18 protein-coding genes are annotated in these 21,603 nt (G+C 53.6%); 8 read left to right on the forward strand and 10 right to left on the reverse strand.

Features of this window, described 5'->3' with window-relative positions; genetic code table 11:
* The first annotated feature begins 96 nt into the window (after nucleotides 1–96).
* The 3 genes from L21SP2_RS13195 (at nucleotide 97) to L21SP2_RS13205 (ending at nucleotide 3,235) form a co-directional block, all read left to right on the forward strand.
* A complete protein-coding gene (locus L21SP2_RS13195) occupies nucleotides 97–1,932 on the forward strand; it encodes a 2-oxoacid:acceptor oxidoreductase subunit alpha (protein ID WP_024269043.1) in 1,836 nt (611 codons plus the stop codon).
* A complete protein-coding gene (locus L21SP2_RS13200) occupies nucleotides 1,907–2,785 on the forward strand; it encodes a 2-oxoacid:ferredoxin oxidoreductase subunit beta (RefSeq protein ID WP_024269044.1) in 879 nt (292 codons plus the stop codon). Before L21SP2_RS13195 ends, L21SP2_RS13200 begins: the two co-directional genes overlap by 26 nt.
* Nucleotides 2,786–2,938: 153 nt before the next feature.
* Nucleotides 2,939–3,235, forward strand: coding sequence for a ribbon-helix-helix domain-containing protein (locus L21SP2_RS13205; RefSeq protein WP_024269045.1), 297 nt, complete (start codon nucleotides 2,939–2,941; stop codon nucleotides 3,233–3,235).
* 50 nt (nucleotides 3,236–3,285) lie between these two features.
* Here the strand turns inward: L21SP2_RS13205 and L21SP2_RS13210 are convergent, their stop codons facing one another.
* A complete protein-coding gene (locus L21SP2_RS13210) occupies nucleotides 3,286–3,915 on the reverse strand; it encodes a DUF1007 family protein (protein WP_024269046.1) in 630 nt (209 codons plus the stop codon).
* 265 nt (nucleotides 3,916–4,180) lie between these two features.
* Between L21SP2_RS13210 and L21SP2_RS13215 the strand changes: the two genes are divergently transcribed.
* On the forward strand, nucleotides 4,181–5,608 hold the full coding sequence (locus tag L21SP2_RS13215; RefSeq protein WP_024269048.1) for an alpha-amylase family glycosyl hydrolase: 1,428 nt from the start codon (nucleotides 4,181–4,183) through the stop codon (nucleotides 5,606–5,608).
* A gap of 82 nt (nucleotides 5,609–5,690) precedes the next feature.
* Here L21SP2_RS13215 and L21SP2_RS13220 read toward each other — a convergent pair whose 3' ends face one another.
* From L21SP2_RS13220 to L21SP2_RS13235, 5 genes are all read right to left on the reverse strand, one after another.
* Nucleotides 5,691–7,070, reverse strand: a complete 1,380-nt coding sequence (locus L21SP2_RS13220) for a hypothetical protein (RefSeq protein WP_024269049.1) — start codon at nucleotides 7,068–7,070, stop codon at nucleotides 5,691–5,693.
* Between the two features lie 103 nt (nucleotides 7,071–7,173).
* Nucleotides 7,174–8,352, reverse strand: a complete 1,179-nt coding sequence (locus L21SP2_RS13225; RefSeq protein WP_024269050.1) for a sodium ion-translocating decarboxylase subunit beta — start codon at nucleotides 8,350–8,352, stop codon at nucleotides 7,174–7,176.
* 1 nt (nucleotide 8,353) lies between these two features.
* On the reverse strand, nucleotides 8,354–10,246 hold the full coding sequence (locus L21SP2_RS13230) for a biotin/lipoyl-containing protein (protein ID WP_024269051.1): 1,893 nt from the start codon (nucleotides 10,244–10,246) through the stop codon (nucleotides 8,354–8,356).
* On the reverse strand, nucleotides 10,243–10,446 hold the full coding sequence (locus L21SP2_RS18140) for an OadG family transporter subunit (protein WP_024269052.1): 204 nt from the start codon (nucleotides 10,444–10,446) through the stop codon (nucleotides 10,243–10,245). The genes L21SP2_RS13230 and L21SP2_RS18140 overlap by 4 nt, the downstream gene beginning before the upstream one ends.
* Before the next feature lie 130 nt (nucleotides 10,447–10,576).
* Nucleotides 10,577–11,323, reverse strand: a complete 747-nt coding sequence (locus tag L21SP2_RS13235) for a biotin--[acetyl-CoA-carboxylase] ligase (RefSeq protein ID WP_024269053.1) — start codon at nucleotides 11,321–11,323, stop codon at nucleotides 10,577–10,579.
* A 306-nt stretch (nucleotides 11,324–11,629) separates the two neighbouring features.
* Here L21SP2_RS13235 and L21SP2_RS13240 point away from each other — a divergent pair, with 306 nt between their 5' ends.
* The 3 genes from L21SP2_RS13240 to L21SP2_RS13250 are packed head-to-tail and all read left to right on the forward strand — an operon-like array spanning nucleotide 11,630 to nucleotide 16,401.
* Nucleotides 11,630–13,048, forward strand: coding sequence for a sodium/glutamate symporter family protein (locus tag L21SP2_RS13240; RefSeq protein WP_024269054.1), 1,419 nt, complete (start codon nucleotides 11,630–11,632; stop codon nucleotides 13,046–13,048).
* Nucleotides 13,049–13,093: 45 nt separating this feature from the next.
* Nucleotides 13,094–13,918 carry a DUF1295 domain-containing protein gene (locus tag L21SP2_RS13245; RefSeq protein ID WP_024269055.1) on the forward strand — a complete coding sequence of 275 codons (825 nt, stop codon included), beginning with the start codon at nucleotides 13,094–13,096 and terminating at the stop codon, nucleotides 13,916–13,918.
* Nucleotides 13,915–16,401: an alpha-galactosidase gene (locus tag L21SP2_RS13250; protein WP_024269056.1), complete on the forward strand. Its 2,487-nt coding sequence runs from the start codon at nucleotides 13,915–13,917 to the stop codon at nucleotides 16,399–16,401. The genes L21SP2_RS13245 and L21SP2_RS13250 overlap by 4 nt, the downstream gene beginning before the upstream one ends.
* Nucleotides 16,402–16,414: 13 nt before the next feature.
* Here the strand turns inward: L21SP2_RS13250 and L21SP2_RS13255 are convergent, their stop codons facing one another.
* The 4 genes from L21SP2_RS13255 to udk all read right to left on the reverse strand — a co-directional run bounded on the left by L21SP2_RS13255 (nucleotide 16,415) and on the right by udk (nucleotide 20,687).
* Nucleotides 16,415–17,395: a malate dehydrogenase gene (locus L21SP2_RS13255; RefSeq protein WP_024269057.1), complete on the reverse strand. Its 981-nt coding sequence runs from the start codon at nucleotides 17,393–17,395 to the stop codon at nucleotides 16,415–16,417.
* Nucleotides 17,396–17,743: 348 nt separating this feature from the next.
* On the reverse strand, nucleotides 17,744–19,108 hold the full coding sequence (locus L21SP2_RS13265) for an RNA methyltransferase (protein ID WP_024269059.1): 1,365 nt from the start codon (nucleotides 19,106–19,108) through the stop codon (nucleotides 17,744–17,746).
* Entirely contained in the window at nucleotides 19,101–20,033 is a 933-nt protein-coding gene (locus tag L21SP2_RS13270) for an RsmE family RNA methyltransferase (RefSeq protein ID WP_024269060.1), read from the reverse strand. The genes L21SP2_RS13265 and L21SP2_RS13270 overlap by 8 nt, the downstream gene beginning before the upstream one ends.
* Before the next feature lie 48 nt (nucleotides 20,034–20,081).
* Nucleotides 20,082–20,687 (reverse strand): uridine kinase, encoded by a 606-nt coding sequence (gene udk / locus L21SP2_RS13275; RefSeq protein ID WP_024269061.1) that lies wholly within the window; start codon nucleotides 20,685–20,687, stop codon nucleotides 20,082–20,084.
* 349 nt (nucleotides 20,688–21,036) lie between these two features.
* On the opposite strand from udk, the gene L21SP2_RS13280 reads away from it, so the two are divergent.
* On the forward strand, nucleotides 21,037–21,585 hold the full coding sequence (locus L21SP2_RS13280) for a MarR family winged helix-turn-helix transcriptional regulator (protein WP_024269062.1): 549 nt from the start codon (nucleotides 21,037–21,039) through the stop codon (nucleotides 21,583–21,585).
* Nucleotides 21,586–21,603 lie beyond the last annotated feature (18 nt).

Consider the following 21,603-nt stretch of genomic DNA (forward strand, 5'->3'; position numbering starts at 1 on the left):
TCACCGGGAGCGGACAAGAATCGTTCAATATATTGAAATTTCTCTTTACATCCTGAAATTCCCGCATATGATATTAGGTGTACCAGGAGGCTTGCCATGGAACAGCAGGACTTTGTTTCCAACGTGGATTTTATTATCCGGGTTGCAGGAGAAGCGGGGGAAGGGGTGATCAGCTGCGGTGAACTGTTCGCCAGGGCCGCATCCAGAACTCAATACCATGTATTCACCTTCATCACCTATCCGGCAGAGATGAAAGGCGGTTACTCCATGATTCAGATCCGGGTCAGGGATAACACCATCTACTCCCTGGGCAGCAAAGTGGATTACCTCATCGCCTTTAACCAGCGGGGGTATAACCGGAGTATAGAAGATATTAAAGACGGGGGAGTACTGTTCTACGATCCCCGGGAAGTGGAACCGGAAGAAAGCGGCAGCTATGAACGGATCCCCCTGCCCTTCACCGAGCTGGCGAAAAGCAGCAGCAGTTCGGTACGCACCAAAAATGCAGTGGCCCTTGGAGTACTGGGGCATCTGTTCGGGGTGGAGCCCGAAGTATCCCGCAAGCTCCTTGAAGACCGTTTTAACAAGAAAGGCCGGGAACTTCTGGAGAAAAACTTCCTGGCCCTGGACTCCGGGTACGCCTACGGCCGGGAGCAGGCCATCAAACCCCGTTTCTCTCTGGCTTCAGGGCCTCCAGCTAAAGAGAATTACATGTTTCTCTCGGGGAACGAGGCTGTGGCGCTGGGGGCAATAACCGCAGGCTGCCGCTTCGTGGCAGGCTACCCCATCACCCCGTCAACATCCATCTTCGAAACCCTCTACCGCCTCATGCCCCTGGTGGGGGGCACGGCTCTGCAGATGGAGGATGAGATTGCCAGCATATCGGCCATCATCGGCGCATCCTTTGCCGGGGAAAAGGTGATAACCCCCACAAGCGGTCCCGGACTGCAGCTCATGGCGGAACAGATAAGCCTGGGTTCCATGCTGGAGACTCCGCTGGTGATCATCGACGTGCAGCGGGGCGGTCCCAGCACGGGACTCCCCACAAAGACCGAACAGTCTGATCTGAAATTTGCAGTCTACGGAGGGGCAGGGGAAAGTCCAAGAATTATTCTTGCCCCCACAACAGTGGAGGACAGTTTTTATCAGACCATACGGGCCTTCAACCTTGCAGAGCGCTACCAGCTTCCGGTTATTGTTCTCCTGGATCAGTCAATCGGTTACCGGAAAGCCACGGTAAAAATGCCCGACTTCAACCGCTTCAATTTCATTGATAATCACAATATCCGGAAGCATTTCAAGGTGCCCAAGGCGGATGTTGTGGAAATTGTATCCCGTCTGGCTCCCATGGAGGATGAACTGGAGGATTACCGCCGCTATGAGGATACCAAAGACGGGGTTGCAGCCATGTCCCGCCCGGGAACTTCCGGCGGAGAATACCTTGCAACCGGCCTGGAACATGACGAATACGGCAGAGCCGACCAGACCCCGGGAAACCATCTGAAAATGAGCCTGAGACGGAGGCGGAAACATTTCAGCATCAGCAGGGACCTGGAGAAAAACCCCCTGGAAATATACGGAGATCCCTATGCGGAAATCGGCATTATCGGGTGGGGTTCCACCGAGGGTGCAATCCGGGAAGCCAGATACATGGCCCTGGAGCAGGGAATTGCGGTGCGCCACCTTCACCCCCACACCATATCCCCCCTTCCGGAGCGGCAGATAGCCCGTTTTCTCATGCATCTGAATTACCTGATCATTGTGGAGGAAAATATAACCGGCCAGTTCGCCCATCTTATTACTGCCAGATTCAGGGTGAAAGCCATCGAGGTGCATAAATGCCAGGGGGTGCCCTTTAATCCCGAGGAAATTTACAGAAGCATAGAAAAAGTAGCGAGGATCGCAGATGAAGAAGCAATCACACAAGCCTGAAACCGCCGGAGACTGGTATAAAAAACCCACGGTGAAACCCATATGGTGTCCCGGCTGCGGGGATTATGCGGTATATAATTCTCTGCTGAAAGCCCTGAAAGCTCTTGAGATTCCCAAAGAGAATGTGGCAATGATTTCCGGCATAGGATGTTCCGGACGCTTCAGCCATTATTTTAACGTATACGGTCTCCATGGAACCCACGGCCGGGCTCTTCCCACTGCCTGCGGAGTGAAGGCCGCACGGCCTGATCTGACAGTTTTCGCCGTGGGGGGAGACGGAGACGGTCTGAGCATCGGCGGAGGGCACATCGTTCATGCTGCCCGGAAAAATGTGGATCTCACCTATATCATTATGGATAACAACATCTATGGTCTCACCAAAGGTCAGACATCCCCCACAACAGAACCGGAGTTTCGCACCAAAACCACCCCGTTCGGCCCCCAGGACGATCCCCTGGAGCCCATTCCAATGTACCTCTCCTACGGTATTTCCTTTATTGCCAGGGTGCAGGCGTTGAATCAGAAGCAGATGCTTGAGGTGATGACCCGGGCCGTGGAGCACAAGGGGATGAGCATGGTCCACATCGTAAGTCCCTGTGTAACCTACCAGGCCATGCCCTGGGATCAGCTGAAAACCGGCTGGGAAGAACTGCCGGAAAGCCATGACAGGGAAGACAAAATGGAGGCGTTCCGGATGGCCTATTCCCGGGATCCTCTGTACAGCGGGATATTTTATGAGGTGGACAAGCCCAGCCTGGAAGAGCGGCTGAAATCCCAGAGAGAAGCTGCGCTGGAGAGCATGGACCGGGATTCATACATGGAGCCGGATGAAATCGTGCACCTGTTCCGATAGACCCGGGCGGCCCGGAAAGCCGTACACCGGCACGGAGACTCATTGCCACCGGGGGAGGGGAAACCCGTTCTACCGGGAGGGGAATTGATCTATCGGGCATTTCACGCTATAATATTACTTTGTAATACTATATGCCGTTACACCGGGGGATCTATGTCAAAAAAACAGGAAATTATCAGTTTCAAGGTTGAAGAGGATCTGGCGGAAGTAATTAAACAGCTTCCCAACCGCTCCCAGTTTATCCGGCAGGCTCTGCTTGCAGCCCTGGACAGCACATGTCCTCTCTGCCAGGGAACCGGGCAGATCACCCAGGCACAGAAGCCTCACCTGAATGAATTTCTCAAGCACCATTCTCTTCAGCAATGCGACAGCTGTGAAGCGGTGTTTTTTGCCTGTGACGAACATCATGAAGAGGAAGTTCAGACACACGTAAGCGGAAGCCCGGGCTGAACCCGGAACAGCCGCCGTATCCGGCTCTGTTATCTGAGGTCCAGTATGAGCTATCTGAGGTCCCGTATGAGCCGTCCCCTGCTGCGGAATACCCTTCCGCCGCTGTGACGAAAGCGCAGTTCCCTGGTGCTGTATTCATATCCCTGTGACATTTCCAGACGCACCCCGTTTCCCATGCTCCCGCCCGGATCGATCATGTAAAAAGCAATATAATTGGTGGCATCAAAACTTGTAACCCCCAGAGTTGATCCCTGCTCCAACTGCCGGACATCCTCCAACCTCAACGGCAGTGTAAACTGATACACCACCTGACCGGAGCTGAAAGCCACATGAAAATCGTAGGCTTGATCAACAGGCAGGGTTTTCCCGTCTATCTGGAGAAAGCTGAAGTATCCTCCTTCCTGCAGATGCCGGAATGCTTCGCGATAGATGGCATCGGCTTCCTCGGGCTGAAAGGCTCTGTCCCGGTTTTCATCAAAATCCACCAGAAAACCGCTGCTGTAAAACTCATCGAAACGCCATTCCAGACGCACTCCTTCAAGACGCCCCTGCTTTTCCACCGGCACTGCATCAACGTCTATCCAGATATGAGGATGGGCGGACAATATCTGCAAAGGGAAAAGGAAAAAGATCACAGCGGCGGAGAGGAATATTCTGAAAAACTGATTAACCAGGAACATATATTGAATACATAGTTAATTGTCTCCTGCCGGTCAAGGGAAATTGCGGCGGAATGCAGGGGATATCCGGGACAAGGATATCGCGGAGAAGGGTATCCGGGAGAGGTTTGCCCGGAAACAGTTGGTCAGGGGTCCGGGAATGAATGAATAGGTGGATGAACGAAACGAAAGCTTGCTGACCGGGAATTCAGCTGGTATTCTGCGGGAGCTTGTTTTCATTACAAAAACCCTGAAAGCGGGGGAATTCCCCCCATAAGGAAGGATCATGAAAAAAAATACTACACTGTTTACCCGGAGAACAATCCCGGGCTGCCGGCCATCTCCGACGGCTTTGCTTTATTCAGTTCTGCTTGCTGCGGTTCTGCTGATATTCAGCGGCTGCGCCACATCCCTGCCCCCCGCAGCAGAGGGCAGCAGGCCATCGGATGTGGTTCAGGAAACACGGCTGGAGCCGGAATGGATTCAGGAAGGCCTGGTCTACGAACTGTTTGTCCGGGATTTCACCCCTGAAGGAACCTTCCGGGCAGTCATTCCCAGGCTTGAGGAAATTCGGGAGCTGGGAGTCGAAACTATATGGCTCATGCCCATCCACCCAATCGGCCAGGAGGAGCGAAAAGGCAGACTCGGTTCGCCCTACTCCATTCGGGATTACTATGCGGTGGATCCGGCTTACGGCAGCGGCGAGGACTTCCAGGCCCTGGTGGACGCAGTACACGGTCTGAACATGCATATTATCATAGACCTGGTGGTGAATCACACTGCCTGGGATCATCCCTGGGTGGAGGAACATCCTGAGTGGTACACCCGGGATGCCGACGGCAACATGGTTCCCCCGGTGGAGGACTGGTCCGATGTGGCTGATCTTGATTTTTCCAACCGGGAACTCCGGGAGGAACTCACCCGGGTTATGAAATACTGGGTTGCCGAATATAACATTGACGGATACCGGGTGGACACCGCCTCCATGATTCCGGCGGATTTCTGGATGGAAAGCATCCCCCGGGTAAAGGAAGTTAAACCGGTGCTGTTTCTGGGTGAAACAAATGACCCCGGATTACGTGCGGCGGGATATCAGTTGATCTACAGCTGGGATTCCTACGGATGGCTCAAAAATACCGCCCAGGGAAAAAGTGCAGGCGTTTTTGTGGCCGGCGCCGAACGTCAGATGGAAAATATTGAAGGGGCATCATATCTTCGATTCATCACAAATCATGATGAGACCGCCTGGGATGCAGCTCCTCCGGTGCTGTTCGGCTCCCAGGAACGGGCAATGGCCATGGCAGTGGCGCATATGTTCATGCCCGGTGTACCCCTGGTCTATAACGGACAGGAGATCGGGAATGAGGAAAGCTGGGCGTTCTTCGATAAATGGAATTATGACTGGAGCATGAATCCCCAGGTCAGGGACTTCTATATCAGACTGGGAGAAATCTGGCAGAACGAGGATGCGCTGCGTTTCGGTGATATGCGGAGGATTCGTCTGGATAACTCAGAAGATACCGTTGCCTATGTCCGGCGGACCCTGGACAGTGAACTTCTCATTCTGGTGAATACCAGGAACGAAACTGCGGTACCGGGCCTTCCGCCGGAGCTCCACGGAAGCTACACCGAACTGTTCAGCGATACCCCGGTTCAGCTGAACGGGGAAACCCGACTTGAAGCTCTGGAATACGGAGTGTACAGGAAAAACTGAGCCGGATCCCACGCCGGCGGCCCCCAACAGGCTGCCGGCATCGGGCACTTACGGGGCTGCAAAAATGCCGGATGGAAAGGATCTATCCGGCGGCACCCTTCGCCGCTTCCCGCGAATCCGCAAATGCGTTGAGAATGGCACGCCGGGTGAAGGCCATCTCGGCACAGGCCCGTATTACCGGCAAAATGAGATTGGATGGCAGAGTGTCCAGAAAATCTTCAGGACTTCGGATGCCGTCGAACATTTCTTTTAATGTGGCCAGATAATCCTTCAGAGCCGCCGAGCCAATGTGGAGATATATATGTTTTGCCAAGGGGCTGCGGTTAAGATCAAAATTGGTGTTTGAATTTCTCCCTTCCGCCAAAAGGGAATACACGGTCGAGCCGATGGCAGCTCCTTTCTGCACCTCAGCATGGGGCAGCATGGATTCGAAATGATCGATGCTCTGTGCGTCCGATATATCCCCCATTAACAGTGCAATGGGAACATCTCCGCCGGAAATATCCGCAATAGCCTCCAGAACTCCGGTTGTGAGAAGCTTCACTCCAAGATAGTCCCTGGCGGCCAATACGTTCCGCTTGGCCCGGTAATTCAGATCTTTCAGATCTTCCTCGCCGGGTACGCCCTTGTATGAGGTGAAGATCAGCGACGGGTTGAGAAAGTTCATGAACCCCTCCATCTTCTGGAGGGCGATACGGTAATTTTTCACCGTATACAGTCCTGTGGTTCGAAGGGATGGATTGGTCTCGGGAAGAAGCTTCCAGGTGTTATCCAGAAATGCGGCTACCTCCCGCTCTGCAAAATTTTCAACATCCGTATTTGCGAAGATCACCGCATGTTGAACCATGGAGGTGATATCCGGTTCTTTCAGCCCCATTTTTCTGGCCTTGTTCAGGTCGGCGACTCTGGATGCCAGACGCTGCGGGGGGGTGTTACCGTTCTCGTCGGGTTTTCTGAAGGGGATGGTGGCCTCAATGCTGCAGATTACCTGCAGCAAATCGATGCGCTTCATGAAGGGTTCCAGCTCATGAACCAGCACCATGGCGCTGAGACACTCATTCATCCCTCCGAAGGCGGGCAGATGATCCCCGGGCTGAAAACCGAAAACTGCAAGCACAGCCTGAATACAGGAATGTCCCGGATCCAAATCCTCCCGGATTACAATATCACCCTCATCAATATAGACATAGTTGATGAGGATCTCTTCAATCTCGGGTATAAATCCCTGATCAATACTGTAATACACAATATCATGAAATAGAGCAGCCAGAATTTGCAGAGGCTGATCCTGACGGGCGAGATTAAATACATGTTCGGCAGTATGAAAATTCCGCGCCTGAGTGGACATGGCCTTATTGACCATAATCCCCAGACGCTCTACGTCCTTGAGTTCAACCGGAAGCTCAAGACGGTCTACCGCAGTCTGCATCAGACGAATGGTACGTAATAATGTAGCAGCCACATACACTCCCTAAAGAGATTGTAATTCAGTCAGAAATATTTTGCCAACCGCAGCTTCATGAAAACATAAAATCTGAAGAAAAACGGAATTCTGTCGGCATACACTACAGAGGGGAGCTCAGGGCTATGAGAATTCCTGCAGCCACCGCAGAACCGATTACTCCTGCCACGTTGGGGCCCATTGCATGCATGAGCAGCATATTCTGATGATTTTCCTCCTGCCCCACCCTGTTGACCACCCGGGCGGCCATGGGTACTGCGGAGACGCCGGCCGCTCCTATGAGAGGATTTACCGGTTCCCGGGAAAGCAGATTCATGAGTTTTCCCAGCAACACCCCTGCTGCTGTACCGATGGAGAATGCGATCAGCCCCAATACGATAATTCCCAGAGTTTCAGGCATGAGGAATTTATCCGCCTGGAGCTTGCTTCCAACTGCCAGCCCCAGCAATATGGTCACCGAATTAATCAGAGCGTTCTGCATGGTATCCGAGAGCCGGTCAACCACTCCGCTTTCCCTTGCCAGATTACCGAACATCAGCGCTCCGATGAGAGGGGTGGCATCGGGAAGAAAAAGAATGCAAAGTCCCAGCACAAGAATGGGAAAGATCACCTTTTCGGTTCTGGAGACATGACGGAGCTGGGTCATTACAATGTTCCGTTCCGCTGAAGTTGTGAGCGCCCGCATGATGGGCGGCTGTATGATGGGAACCAGAGCCATATAAGAATAGGCTGCCACCGCAATCGCACCCAGCAGTTCCGGCGCCAGTTTGGTGGATACATAAATAGCCGTGGGCCCGTCCGCACCTCCGATGATGCTGATTGCCGACGCCTGTCGTATGCTGAAATTTACCACCGGCAGCAGATCCGAGAGCCCCAGAGCCGCAAGGAACGTGAAGAAGATTCCGAACTGGGCCGCCGCTCCAAGTAATGCGGTTTTCGGATGGGCCAACAGCGGACCGAAATCCGTCATGGCCCCGACCCCCATGAAAATGAGCAGGGGGAACAGACCGTTGGAAACACCGAAATTATATATTATTCCCAGAAACCCTTCCGGACCGGCGATTCCCGCAAGGGGAATATTCGCCAGAATGCCTCCGAACCCGATGGGCAGGAGGAGAAGGGGCTCGAACTTCTTCACAATCCCCAAATACAGAAGTCCCAGTCCGACCAGGATCATAATCAGTTCACCGGGAACCAGTCCGAAAATCAATACTTCAGAGTTGAGAAAACCATACAGTCCGGTGGACTGCCAGAGCTGCTGCATAGACTGAAGAAATTCCATGTTACCCCCTGGAGATGCCGCTGCAGCGAATCTCCGCCAAGCGGGTTCCCGAAGCAACTTTCTGACCCCGGGCTACGCTCAATGATTCCAGCACACCGGTTTCCGGGGCTTTCACCTCGTTTTCCATTTTCATGGCTTCCAGCACACAGATTGTCTCCCCGGCGGCAACCTGCTGCCCCGGAGACTTGGCTATGCTTACAATGGTACCCGCCAAGGGGGCGTCCAGTGCAACCGTCTTTCCCCCTTCCGGCTGCCGCTTCTCCCCGGAGCCGGAAGCAGAAACCGTCGCACTCCGATCGTTTCCTGACTCTTCGTCTATCTGCATCCTGAATTTCTGACCGTCCACCTCTGCAGATCCATCGGGGAGAAAGTTCACCAGGAATTCCTGCCCGTCAACCTGCACCCGCAGCTGCTGAAGCCCGTCGCCTCCGCCGGGTTGCCCGGGCGTTTCTGGGTGAGCTGCAGGGCGGCTTTCGCCGGACTCCCCTGCCTTTTTGCGGATTCCCAGGACCGCCTCCCCTTTCAGATACTGTATGCCTTTTTCCCTGCAGGTTGCAGCGATAAAAATATTTTCTTCTGTTTCCTCGATTCCCGCTTCGCTGAGCATCAGAACCGCCGGCTTTCGCCCCTTTGAAGGATCCGCATCGTTCAGCTCCAGCACAGTTTTGGTTGTGGGTTCCAGTCCGAGCTGCTTCGAAGCCTCGGCAACCACATCCGGGTCCGGGGGAAAGGGAGTTTTTCCGAAATAGCCGAGCACCATCTTTCCATATCCTTGGGCAATCTTTTTCCAGTCGCCGAAGATGGCATTGTTAAAGGCCTGCTGGAAATAGAACTGGGACACCGGAGTCACCGAGGTGCCGAAGCCTCCCAGCTTCACCACCTCCCGCATCTTTTCGATGATCTTCGGATATGAATCCAACATATCGTTGTCCCTGAGCATCTGGGTGTTGGCGGTGAGCGCTCCTCCGGGCATGGGTGAAAACGGGATCAATGGTTCAATGGTTTTGGATTCCGGGGGTACGAAGTAATCCTTCATGCAATCCTTGAATACCTCCTCCGCTTCCCGCATTTTCTCAATGTCGATACCCAGATCAAATTCACTTCCCCGCAGCACATGCCACATGGAGATTACATCGCTCTGGCAGGTTCCTCCGGAGACAGGGGCCATGGATAGATCGATCCCCGTGGCTCCGGCCTCAATGGCCGCCTGATACTGGGGAATACAGGTTCCCAGGGTATCGTGACTGTGAAAGCGGAGGGGAATTTCCGGGGGAAGAATCTTGCGGGCTTCACGGATGGACTCATAGACCGTCCGGGGGGTTGATGTTCCCGAGGCATCCTTGTAGCAGACCGAATCGAAAGGAACACCCGAATCAAGAATCCTCTGCAATGTGGCGGTATAAAATTCCGGAGTGTGTGCGGTATCCGCACCGGGGGTTCCAGGAGGCAGGCTCATAAGAGTAACTGCCACTTCATGCCGCAGTCCGGCTTTGTGAATATAGCTGCCTGAAGGAATAAGGTTATTCACATCATTCAAGGCATCAAAATTCCTGATGGTCGTGATACCGTGTTTTTTGAACAGCCGGGCATGCATTTCTATGATATCGCTGGGCTGGGAATCCAGTCCCACCACATTAACCCCCCGGGAAAGGGTTTGAAGATTTGCATCAGGCCCAGCAGCTTCCCGGAACCGATCCATCATGGTGAATGCATCTTCATTGCAGTAGAAATAGAGTGCCTGAAATCGGGCTCCTCCACCGGCTTCAAAATGGGTTATTCCCGCCTCCCTGGTGGCTTCAACCGCCGGAAGAAAATCATCCGTAAGCACCCGCGCCCCATAAGCGGATTGGAACCCGTCCCTGAAGGCAGTGATCATTACATCTATTTTTTTCATACGCCCTTTCCCCTGCTTCGAAAACGATATGCCGCTGCGGCTGCTGCCGCCTTTTTCCGGATGTCCGTTTCAGCCGCCGAATCACCGCCGGCGGCTGCACGTTGTAACAGCAGCATGGAACCCACCAACAGAAGCAGAAACACAAACACCGCTCCCATTCCAATCAGCATGAAATTCACACCTGTTATTATTCCAGACATCGTCGACACCGCCTTTCTCTTCTGTTATGTTCTTTTCTCTGTTCTGTTCTTTTCCGAAAAATTATTTTCCGTAATCCTGTCTGCTGCCATTTTACAACCGAATTGTGATCCGTGCTCCATATTCCGCTTTTCAGCGCACATCGCCTGCCTGAATAGTCCGAAGCTGTCCCTCGGGGCTTCGAACCACAATTTCTCCCGCATCATTCACTTCCTCAAACCTGTGCTCCCTGCTGAATCCGTCGCTCTCAATGAAAACCGGCCGGCGGTATTCGGAAAGACCCGCCCGGTACTCCCGGGCGATGGCACGGAAGCCTGATTCGAGAAAATTCTCATAGCGTTCCATATAGTGCCGAATCACCGAAGCAGCGAACTCATCCCGTTCGAGCGGCTGTGCCCTGCCGGATTCATCACCGGAATCTGCAAAGCTTACTGCGGCGTAGGGAGCATCGGACTGAAGAACCGGAGCTTCCTTCAAATTCACCCCCAGACCGATCACCAGACCGGCAAAGCTCTGCCCCCGAAACCGTGCCTCACTAAGAATTCCCCCAACTTTCCCGCCTTTCAGCATGAGATCGTTGGGCCACTTAATCCGGAGATCATATCCCGCTTCCAGGCCCGCCGAACGCACGGATACCGCCATCAGCTGGGTGAAATTTGCGGGATTCAGTTGCCGGGGAACCTGTTTTTCCACCAGGGTCATATAGAGATTCCCCTGAAACGAGGAATCCCAATGTCTCTGCTGTCTTCCCCGGCCAGCGGTCTGGATATCACTGATAATCAGGCTGTGGTGGGAAAGCTGCCCAAGACGGGAAACGGCATATGCGTTGGTTGAATCAAGTTCCTGAAAATGCAGAACGCTGATACCGGAGTGAAACATGTAATCGATCATATCATGAAGCAGGGCAATTGTGTAAAAAGTGTCACAAAGTCTGCCATAAAGACTGCCATAAAAACTGCGGGAAGAACCGGCCGGCTCCCACACAGGAAAAACTGGACAGCTTCGGGGTTTACCTGTTAGTTTTATATGCTTTTATTGCTTTTTTTCAAACATCAAACGGCTGCCCGAAAGAGGAAGTTTCAATCCTCTCCACAGTACCCGACCAGAGAAGATGAAAAATCCCAGTAAAGGCGAAGTAAAAACAGCGGCGGGGAATCGCCCGCCAGGCGAAAAGGCAGGTACATTATGTTGTTCAACTGGGATTTTTTCATTCATGCAGGGATCATATCCGCTGCACTGCTGCTGGCAAGCTTTATCCGTTCCAGGGTTCGCTTTTTCCAGCGCTTTCTTATCCCCAATTCCATTATTGCCGGCTTTATCCTTCTCCCGCTATTCAACTATGTTCTCCCCCTTATCGGAATGAACCAGGATTTTTTGGGTGAGTTTGCCTATCATCTTCTCAGCATATCTTTTATCGCCCTCACCCTCCGGCCTCCCTTCAAGCGCCAGGGTGCCCGGCGGAATATCACCGCAACCGCCATGGGTATTCTGAGCCAGTTCGGTTTACAGGCGCTGTTAGGGCTCACCTTCACCTGGATATTCATCCACAGCTTTATGCCCGATCTGTTTCACAGTTTCGGACTGCTGCTTCCCCTGGGATATGCCCAGGGCCCCGGCCAGGCCTTCGCAATAGGGGAAGGATGGAAGCTGTTCGGTATTGAAAATGCGGGAACCGTGGGCCTCACCTTTGCCGCACTGGGATTTATTCTTGCAAGTTTCGGAGGGATATTTCTCATCAACTACGGCGTAAAACGACACTGGATCAGCCCTGAATATATCAGATCCATCAAGGGGCCTGATGTGCGTACCGGTATCTACCCCAAAGGAAGCGAACTGCCCGTCGGTTCGTATCAGACCACCCAGCCGGAAGCAATCGATACCCTCACATTCAATGTGGTGACCGTTCTGTTCACCTATCTCATGACCTATCTCTTCCTTCATGGCCTGGGCTTTCTTCTTGGACTTCTGGGGGAAGCAGGATCCGAACTGGCCACAAACCTATGGGGTATCAGCTTCATTTTTTGTGCCATGATGGGAATGCTCATGCGGAAAATCTTCGCCCTGTTCAAGGCGGATCATATTCTTGAGTCACGTACCCTCAACCGGGTTTCGGGGATTTCTGTGGACCTGATGGTAACCAGTTCCATCGCCGCCATCAGCATCGTGATTGTGGCCCAGTACTGGATTCCCATCCTGGTTGTGGGGATTGCAGGCGCCGCCATGACCCTTGCCATCATTCCGTGGATGGGATCCAGGGCATTCAGCGACCACCGTTTTCTCCGCACCCTGCTCATATTCGGGGTATCCACCGGAACGCTGTCCACCGGCCTTGCCCTTCTGAGAGTACTGGATCCGGAGTTTGAAACCCCTGTGGCCTCGGATTACACCTATGCATCGGGCATGACCTTCGTACTGGCCATTCCGTTTATCCTGTCCATCAATTTCAGCGCCGAAGCCTATAAAACCGGCAACATGATGTGGTTTTTAGCAGCCATAGGCGTTGCCCTGGCCTATATTATCGGTGCATTTCTCTGGTATCTTGGAATTGCCAAGGGTGACGCCTTCGCGAAATCCACCAAAGTGTGGTTCGAAGGCAAAAGCTGAACCGGCCGCCCAGCTCCGGGAAGCCGGCACAACAAGGAGGTGCGTATGCTTTTCGAACTGCTTCTGATCAGTCTGGGGATCAACGGGGTGTTCTTTCTCATTGCCGCCACCCTCAGAAGTGATCTGTTCACCGACCTGACCTACAGTCTCAGCTTTATCCTTCTGTCCCTGTATCTGGGAATCCAGGCGCCGCTGTTTCATCCCGTCCAGTACATCAATCTTCTGCTGGTAATCCTCTGGGCGTTGAGACTGGGCGGCTACCTGTTTCGCCGGATCCTTCTTATCAAGGTGGATCACCGGTTTGACGACCGGCGGGACAGCTTTATCCGCTTCGGTTCATTCTGGCTGCTTCAGGCGTTAACCGTATGGATCGTCATGCTTCCCCTTGCGGGAAGCAGTGTACCCCCCTCTCCGGGAGCGCTCCCGCCCTGGGGAATTCTGATTTCGGCTGCGGGCTGGGCAGGCTTTGCCGCCGGTCTGATCATCCAGTGGATCGCCGACCGGCAGAAGTTCGCGTTTAAGTCCCGGGAGGAAAACTCCGGGAAATTCATGAAGGACGGTCTATGGTCACGGTCCCGGCATCCAAACTACTTTGGAGAAATGCTGATCTGGTGGGGGCTTGGAATAGCCTCCGTCCCGTTTTTCCGCTCCCATGAATTCCTGTATTTCGCAGGACCGCTTTTCATTACCCTCATGCTGCGCTATGTAAGCGGCGTACCTCTCCTGGAAAAGCAGGCGGATAAAAAGTGGGGTGAAAAGCCCGAGTACCGGGACTATAAGGCCCGAACCCCCCTGATCATCCCCCGAATCCTGCCAGCCTCATCCGGATCTGATTCTCCGGGAGAAAGCAGCAGGGACACAGAACGGTGATTGCCAAACACGGCTCCTATTTCCATCTTGCCTCACACAATTCCAGTCTGATACTTCATATCCGCGACAGCGGCCATCCGGAACTGCTCCACTTCGGTGCACGGATCCGGGACCGGGAAGACGGCTTCCCCGGACTCATTCAGGATTTCAGTTTTATCCCCGGAATAGAAACCGCCTACAGCGAAGACGGGGGCTTCAGCCTCCAGACCATCAGTGCACTCATGCCCGGAAGCGGCAAAGGGGACTACCGCCTGCCTGCCCTGGAGCTGGAATACGATGACGGAAGCTCAATATGCGATTTCCTGTATCACGACCACCGAATATATAGAAATTCCGGCCGGGAGCATACCCGTGAACCGTCCCATTCCCATGCAGATTCGCATGCGGATTCGGTTTCCAATTCCGATTCTCAGGCTGCATCGCAGTCCCCGGAACCGGCGGTTTCTCCCGAACCGGTTCCCGGTGCCCGCGCCCTGCCCATGCCCAGGGCCCCCGGTGAAACGCTGGAACTTATTCTCAAAGAAGCGGTACACCAGGTGTTCCTTCACATCAGCTATGATCTGTTCCCGGAAACTGATGTGTTCGCCTGCCGCTGCCGGCTGGTGAACCGGGGGCGGGAGCTTCACATTCACCGGATCATGAGCATGAACCTGGATCTATCCGGCGATGATTGGGATTTCATCAGCCTGGAAGGGAAATGGATTCGGGAAAAACACATCCAGCGCAGTCCCGTACCCCGGGGCAGAACTTCCATTTCATCCCGCCGCTTCGCCTCCGGTGCGGACCACAACCCGTTTCTCATCCTTGCCTCCCCGGGAACCGGGGAAACAGAAGGTGAATGCATGGGGTTTTCCCTCATGTACAGCGGCAATCATGAAATGAATCTTGAGCGGAGCGAATACGGTCAGGTACGGGTTCAATGCGGCATTCATGATCATGATTTTCGCTGGAGGCTTGGAGAGGGGGAACAGTTCAGTGCACCTGCAGCATTTTTCTCCTTCAGCTCGGGGGGCCTGGGAGCCCTGAGTATCCGGTTCCACCGCTTTATCAGAGAACATGTGATCCCTCCCCGCTGGCGCAACAGGACACGGCCCCTCCTGTTCAACAGCTGGGAGGCTCTCTATTTTGATTTTGATGAGACCCGGCTGCTCCAGCTGGCCAAAAAGGGAAAAAAGCTGGGAATGGAACTGTTCGTTGTGGATGACGGCTGGTTTCAAGGCAGGAATGACGATCACAGCAGTCTGGGGGACTGGGTGGCGGATTCGAAGAAGCTTCCCGGCGGTATTCAGGGACTGAGCCGGAAGGTGCGGAAGCTGGGACTCCAGTTCGGAATCTGGATTGAACCGGAGATGATTTCCCCGGACAGCGATCTGTACCGCAGTCATCCCGAATGGGCAATCTCAAGTCCCCTGCGGGAACCCAGCCTGGGCAGGCATCAGCTCATGCTGGATATGAGCAATCCCCGGGTGGTTGACCACCTTCACCAGACACTCAGAACACTGTTTCTCGACTGCGAACCGGATTATGTAAAATGGGATATGAACCGCAGTATTTCCGACCCGGTATCCGCCCATCTGCCGGCTTCCCGGCAAAAGGAACTGGGCCACCGCTACACCCTGGGAGTCTATGAACTGCTGAAACGCCTCACCGATGAATTTCCGGATATTCTCCTGGAAACCTGCGCCAGCGGCGGGAACCGCTTCGATGCCGGCATGCTCTTTTACAGCCCTCAAATCTGGACGAGCGATAATACCGATCCGGGCAGCAGGGTGAAGATCCAGCACGGCAGCAGCCTTCTCTACCCTCAGCATTGCGCCGCAGCACACGTGGGTTCCGACCCCTCCCATCAGACTCTGCGAAACAGCAGCGTATCCACCCGGTTTCACTGTGCGGCCTTCGCCCCCCTGGGATACGAGCTGGATCTCCAGTCCCTGTCACCCTTCGATGAAAAAATCATTTCCGGACAGGTGGCCCTGTATAAGGAACACCGTGAACTGTTTCAGTTCGGTACATTCCACCGTCTGGCCTCCCCGTTTGAGGGAAACACCGCCGTTTGGCAGCTGTACAGCGAAGAAACCGGCACTGGAATAGTGGGATACTTCCAGCTTCACCAGGAAGCGAGCCCGGTGAGAGAACGGATACGCCTCAGGGGGCTGGACCCCGGAAAAAAATACACCATCCGGACGGCCCCCCATTTCCTGAATATACTGCGCTTCGGAGAACTGATAAACGGATACCTCCCCTTCAAGGTGAAAGCATCAGGCTTGCGGGGACTGGCTCACAAAGTAATTTCCGATAATTACCTGTTTCCGGCGGAAACCAGGGAAGTTTCGGCATATGGTGATGAGCTGATGGAGGCAGGATTCCGGCTCTGGCCCCAATTCACCGGCACCGGCTACAATGACCGAGTCCGGATCATGGGTGATGTGAGCTCCCGCCTGTATATACTCCAGGCGGTTGATGAAGCTGCAGAGCCGGGTTGACGATTCCCGATGATCAGCCGAGAAGCTCCTCCACCGCAGCCTGCTCGTTGAGCAGCTCCTCACGGGTGGCATTCAGCTTGCTGTGACCGAACCCGTTATGTTCCAGTCCCTGAACAATCTCCCAGCCGTCGCCGGTGCTCCGTACCGGAAAACTGAACATAATGCCTTCGGGAACCCCGTAGCTTCCGTCGGATGATACCGCAACAGAGAAAAACTCCCCTTCGGGGGTGGGCGTGGTCAGGTTCCGAACAGTATCCACCACGGCATTGGCGGCGCTGGCAGCGGAGGATGCCCCCCGGGCTTCAATTATTGCGGCGCCACGTTTCTGTACCGTGGTGAGGAATTCCCCCTGCAGCCAGTCTTCATCATCAATAACCTGGTGGGCGGGCTTACCGTTGATCGTGGCGTGGTAAAAATCCGGATACATGCTGGGAGAATGGTTTCCCCAGATTGCCAGGTTTTTCACGGCGGAAACCGGTACCGAAGCTTTCTGGGCAAGCTGGGTGACCGCCCGGTTCTGATCCAGCATGGTCATGGCAAAAAAGTTCCGCTCATCCATGCCATCGGCCATGGCTTTCGCCACATAGCTGTTGGTATTGCAGGGGTTGCCCACCACAAGGGTTTTACAGCTCTTTTTGGCATGGGCGGCAATGGCCGTTCCCTGCTCCACGAAAATTCCGCCGTTCTTTTTCAGAAGATCCGCACGTTCCATCCCCTTCTTCCTGGGAATACTGCCCACAAGCAGTGCCCAGTCTGCATCTTTAAATGCAACACTCATTTCGGATGTGGGGGTAACCGAACTCAACAGCGGGAAGGCGCAATCTTCCAGCTCCATAACAACCCCTTTCAGAGCCGGAAGAGCCTGCTCAAGCTCGAGCAGCTGAAGGTCCACCTGGGTGTCTTCGCCGAACATCTGACCTGATGCAATCCTGAACAACAATGCGTACCCGATCTGGCCCGCCGCACCTGTAACTGCAACCCGAACTCTTTTCATACTAACCTTCCTCATGTATTGATATTCCTGATTTCCGCCGTCTCACCGGTTTTCCAGCCGTACACCTTCGAGTCAGACTTTGATGCGAGCCAGACCCTGATGATTGCAAGACCCTGATGATTACCGGACCCTGTGCCAGCCGGATCCTTAGACTGCACATACCCGGCGGATCGGGGGTATTTATTAGCATTGTACTCATGAAACCTGGAAAAATAAACCTCTTTTTCCCGAACGGCCATTCAGCTCCCGAAATGTCCTTCAACTCCATCCATACCCGACGTCCCGGCCTGAAATCCGGTTTCACGAATCGGACCCACAAAACGGAGTCAAGAACCCGGCAAAACAGACTCACGAACCCGGCGGCAGCGGATGAATATACAGAGCACGAATTCGCTTTCCGCCGTGGGGAAAATCGCGGGAACTGCTCCGGTTAAGAATGGATGAAGGAGGAAGATCATCATTGGAGAGAAACGGCCGGCCTGAAGCGTTCAGGGGCATGAGAATAATTCCGTACCAACCCGGCAGAATTTCCCCGAACAAATTCCAGATACGACGGTACAGGCCCGACTCTGAGCGCACCCGCCAGTTGTAGGGAGGATTGCAGATCAGCAGTCCCGGTTCCCCGGGCATACTCAGGCTGTCGGGGTCCAGCTGATCATACAGCCAGATGAAAAAATCCTCGTTGCTCAGTTCGATCTCCGGGACGGCAGTGTCCGTTTGCCCCAGCAGATATGAAAGATGCTGGGAAAATCCGCCTGTGTTGGTTTGGAGAAGACCGAAAACATTTCCGGCAATTTCAACTCCTTTGAAATTCCCTGCCGGAAGCATCGAGTCCCGATTATCTCCTGTTTCCCGGCCGGTCCCGGCCGCATTTTCACCCTGAGCGCGGTCTGCAATTTCACGAAGAATCTTTCGCCGCAGAAAATTCTCCGTTTCCCGGCGGTACACCGGCCATTCCTGAAATGCAAACTTCCGCCGGGGAAGAGGGGGCAGACCCAGGGCTGAGAGTACCGTTTCAAACAAAAACGTACCGCTGCCGGCCATGGCATCAACGATCCGATGGGGAATCCCGAAAGGAGCGGCCTGAATAAGGGCTGCCGCAAGATTCTCACGGAGGGGAGCAAGCCCCTGGGCCGGGGCATATCCCCGCCGATACAGCAGATCGCCGCTGGCCTCCAGACTGACTCGTGCCCTGCTGTGTTCTATCTGAATATGAATCACCTGCCGGTCAGGGGATGCGCCCTCTGTGACCGGTTCAGGATCCCGCCGCCCGCCGGACCGCCATCCGGGATACAGCTCCTGCATTCTGCCCTGAATGGCCTTGTATGCGCTTTCCTCCGCCCGGCCGTCATGCTGAATCCGGGATGAACTCAGGGACATTTTGATGCGGACGCCGGTTTTCTCCTGTATCCAGTATTCCCACGGAAAACCCCTGAGCCGGGAGAAAAGATCTTCCCTGCTTCCGCAGCGGAATTCATCCAGCCTGAGTCTGAAAGAGGCGGCTATCCTGCTGGTGAGATGTACACGGTACAGATCCTCAATTCCTCCGCTGAACAGCTCAACCCCCGGCGACTCCTGCCGGGACTCAATTCCCATGCCGTGGAGCTCCCGGCGGAGAAGGTCCTGCACAGCAGGATGACAGATTCCTGCAATGGAATGAGTCCGGGCTTTCACATGCTTCCTGATTCGACGTTCCAGATTAATTTCAGCCATGGACTTCCCCGGTGTTTTCCTTGTTTGTATTTTTGGCGGTTTCTGTGGTGTTTTTTGTGATGTTTTTTGTGGCCGGCTCTACAGCATTATCTGTAGCCGGCTCGATTATTGTCGTTTCGGAAGATGCTCCATAATGTGCCGCAGGACCCTCAAGGGCCGACCTGAGCATACCCGCCGCAATTAGCGCAGCCGTCTCGGTTCGAAGAATGCTTGAGCCCAGTCTCACCCTGGTAAATCCGCTTCGGGAAAACTGCTGCAATTCGTCTTCCGTCCACCCCCGCTCAGCACCCAGAGCGATGGTTGGAATGCCCGGCTGTTCTGATCCGGAAACAGCACAGAGCATATTCATCAGCTCCATGCCGGAGCTTTCGCCGGGCCCCCCTTCCCCGGAGGAAGAATCCCCATCCCCCCGGGGATGAAGGATAATCTTGAGCTGATTCGCCGATTCGATCTCCCGCAGACATGCGTGAAGGGAGTAGAATTTTTTCACCCCGGGCAGACGGCTGTGCCCGCCCTGTTCCAGCCCCAGGCGGATCTGCTTCGCCAAGGCTTCCTCATTCCAGGCTTTGCTGGCCAGATAGCTTTTCTCCCCCAGCCGGGGATGAACCCAGAAAATTTCCCATACACCCATGGATGTCAGATCCCGGAGAAGCCGCTGAAACACCGGGGGCCGGGGGTGCCCGATTATCAGGCGGAAACGGGGGATCGGCACCGGCTGAAGCTCCCGGGGGAACTCAAGCTTGAGCTCAATATTGGGGCCGGGGCTGCTGAGAAGCCGGGCCGTGCCCACCCCCTGATTCTCCAGCCCCACTTTCAGGGTATCGCCTTTTTTCAGCTTGAGTTGTTCGCGAATGTGTTGTTCCCGATAATCCCCCACCGGAAGGGAATGTCCCCATTCTACGGATGAAAATACGGCAATATTCATACTACTACTCCATCCCCGGGGAACCCGGGGATAATTTGAGGCGGGAAATCAGAACTGTTTGAGAAATGCACTGAGAACCTCAAGAGCCATCTCATTCATGCCGCCTTCCGGAACGATCAGATCGGCAAAAGCCTTGGTAGGCTCAATAAACTCATAATGCCCGGGACGAACAACTTCCAGGTATTGGGTAATTACCGATTCCATCGTCCTCCCCCTGTCATGGATATCCCGGCGCATCCGACGTATAAACCGTATATCATCCGGGGTATCCACAAATATTTTCAGATCGATGAGGTCCCGCACCCGTTTATCGAAATACACCATAATGCCTTCAAAAATTACAACCTTTCGGGGTTCCACAATAATATGATCATCTCCCCGCCGGTGATTCACAAAGTCATACAGAGGCATCTGAATGCTTTCTCCCTTCCGAAGCATTTCAAGATGTTCCACGATGAGGTCTGTATCGAATGCTGCGGGATGGTCAAAATTAAATGCCGTGATGTTTTCATTGTTGATATATTCCGCGCTGCGGTAGTAATTATCCTGGGGAATACATACAAGATCCGGATGAACTTCCGAAATTTTCTTCACAATTGTGGTCTTCCCTGATCCGGACCCCCCCGAAATACCGATAACGGTTACATTATTCATTTCAACTCCTTGCGTCTGATCAGTGACTATTGTAGCCTGTACAAGTCCATTCAGGAAGACCGCAGCGCAAATCAGTTCCGTCGGGAAAGAATTTTTCAAACTTAATATTAGTATTCTAAATATAATCCCTGTAAACGCCACATCACACAGTGAATTTTGTAATGTAAAATCCGCAAGTATGGCAGCATTATAATTGAATAGCCATATAATTATATGTTTTCGCCTTTAATATCTCCAATTAATTTACTACAAAGTCCAGGCAGAGCCATTTTTTACTTCGTATACTAAACTATAGGGTTGTAATTTATTAGATTTTTCATAATAATGGACAGGTAAAACGGAGTATGATATGAGTTCACTTTGGGATATACATGTGGAAAATTACAGCGATTTGATACTGGCCACTCTGCGGCAGATCATCAGAGCCATCGATCTGCATTCGAAGAATCTGGCCAAAAAGTATGGACTCACAGGCCCTCAGCTTCTGGTGTTGAAGGAACTGCATAAAGACAGCAGCAGGACCATCGGAAGTGTGGCCAAAAATATCAGTCTCAGTCAGGCGACAGTGACAAGTATTCTCGACCGTCTGGAGAAGCAGGGATTTGTTACCAGGGTCCGTCAGCAGGCGGACAAGCGAAAGGTGAACCTCCAGCTGTCCGAAAGGGCTCTGGATATTCTTGCCGCCCATCCATCCATGCTTCAGGAAGATTTTATCCGCCGATTTGATACCCTGGAAGACTGGGAGAAGATGCTGCTGATTTCATCTCTGCAGAGAATTGCCTCCATGATGAGTGCCGAGTCCATCAAATCCCCTCCGGTGCTGGTCAGCGGCCCGCTGGATGCAAGTCATTCAGACGTGAAGAGCTTCTTTGAAACCGACGAAACCCAGTATCACTGATATCAATACCGGCTCGTG

Origin of the sequence: Salinispira pacifica, from assembly GCF_000507245.1 — a bacterium.
Lineage (GTDB): Bacteria > Spirochaetota > Spirochaetia > DSM-27196 > Salinispiraceae > Salinispira > Salinispira pacifica.

Excerpts from the sequence above, each read along its gene's own strand:
- L21SP2_RS13195 (WP_024269043.1), top strand. The coding sequence starts at position 97 with ATGGAACAGCAGGACTTTGTTTCCAACGTGGATTTTATTATCCGGGTT.
- L21SP2_RS13200 (WP_024269044.1), top strand. The coding sequence starts at position 1,907 with ATGAAGAAGCAATCACACAAGCCTGAAACCGCCGGAGACTGGTATAAA.
- L21SP2_RS13205 (WP_024269045.1), top strand. The coding sequence starts at position 2,939 with ATGTCAAAAAAACAGGAAATTATCAGTTTCAAGGTTGAAGAGGATCTG.
- L21SP2_RS13210 (WP_024269046.1), bottom strand. The coding sequence starts at position 3,915 with ATGTTCCTGGTTAATCAGTTTTTCAGAATATTCCTCTCCGCCGCTGTG.
- L21SP2_RS13215 (WP_024269048.1), top strand. The coding sequence starts at position 4,181 with ATGAAAAAAAATACTACACTGTTTACCCGGAGAACAATCCCGGGCTGC.
- L21SP2_RS13225 (WP_024269050.1), bottom strand. The coding sequence starts at position 8,352 with ATGGAATTTCTTCAGTCTATGCAGCAGCTCTGGCAGTCCACCGGACTG.
- L21SP2_RS13230 (WP_024269051.1), bottom strand. The coding sequence starts at position 10,246 with ATGAAAAAAATAGATGTAATGATCACTGCCTTCAGGGACGGGTTCCAA.
- L21SP2_RS18140 (WP_024269052.1), bottom strand. The coding sequence starts at position 10,446 with ATGTCTGGAATAATAACAGGTGTGAATTTCATGCTGATTGGAATGGGA.
- L21SP2_RS13235 (WP_024269053.1), bottom strand. The coding sequence starts at position 11,323 with ATGTTTCACTCCGGTATCAGCGTTCTGCATTTTCAGGAACTTGATTCA.
- L21SP2_RS13240 (WP_024269054.1), top strand. The coding sequence starts at position 11,630 with ATGTTGTTCAACTGGGATTTTTTCATTCATGCAGGGATCATATCCGCT.
- L21SP2_RS13245 (WP_024269055.1), top strand. The coding sequence starts at position 13,094 with ATGCTTTTCGAACTGCTTCTGATCAGTCTGGGGATCAACGGGGTGTTC.
- L21SP2_RS13255 (WP_024269057.1), bottom strand. The coding sequence starts at position 17,395 with ATGAAAAGAGTTCGGGTTGCAGTTACAGGTGCGGCGGGCCAGATCGGG.
- L21SP2_RS13265 (WP_024269059.1), bottom strand. The coding sequence starts at position 19,108 with ATGGCTGAAATTAATCTGGAACGTCGAATCAGGAAGCATGTGAAAGCC.
- L21SP2_RS13270 (WP_024269060.1), bottom strand. The coding sequence starts at position 20,033 with ATGAATATTGCCGTATTTTCATCCGTAGAATGGGGACATTCCCTTCCG.
- udk (WP_024269061.1), bottom strand. The coding sequence starts at position 20,687 with ATGAATAATGTAACCGTTATCGGTATTTCGGGGGGGTCCGGATCAGGG.
- L21SP2_RS13280 (WP_024269062.1), top strand. The coding sequence starts at position 21,037 with ATGAGTTCACTTTGGGATATACATGTGGAAAATTACAGCGATTTGATA.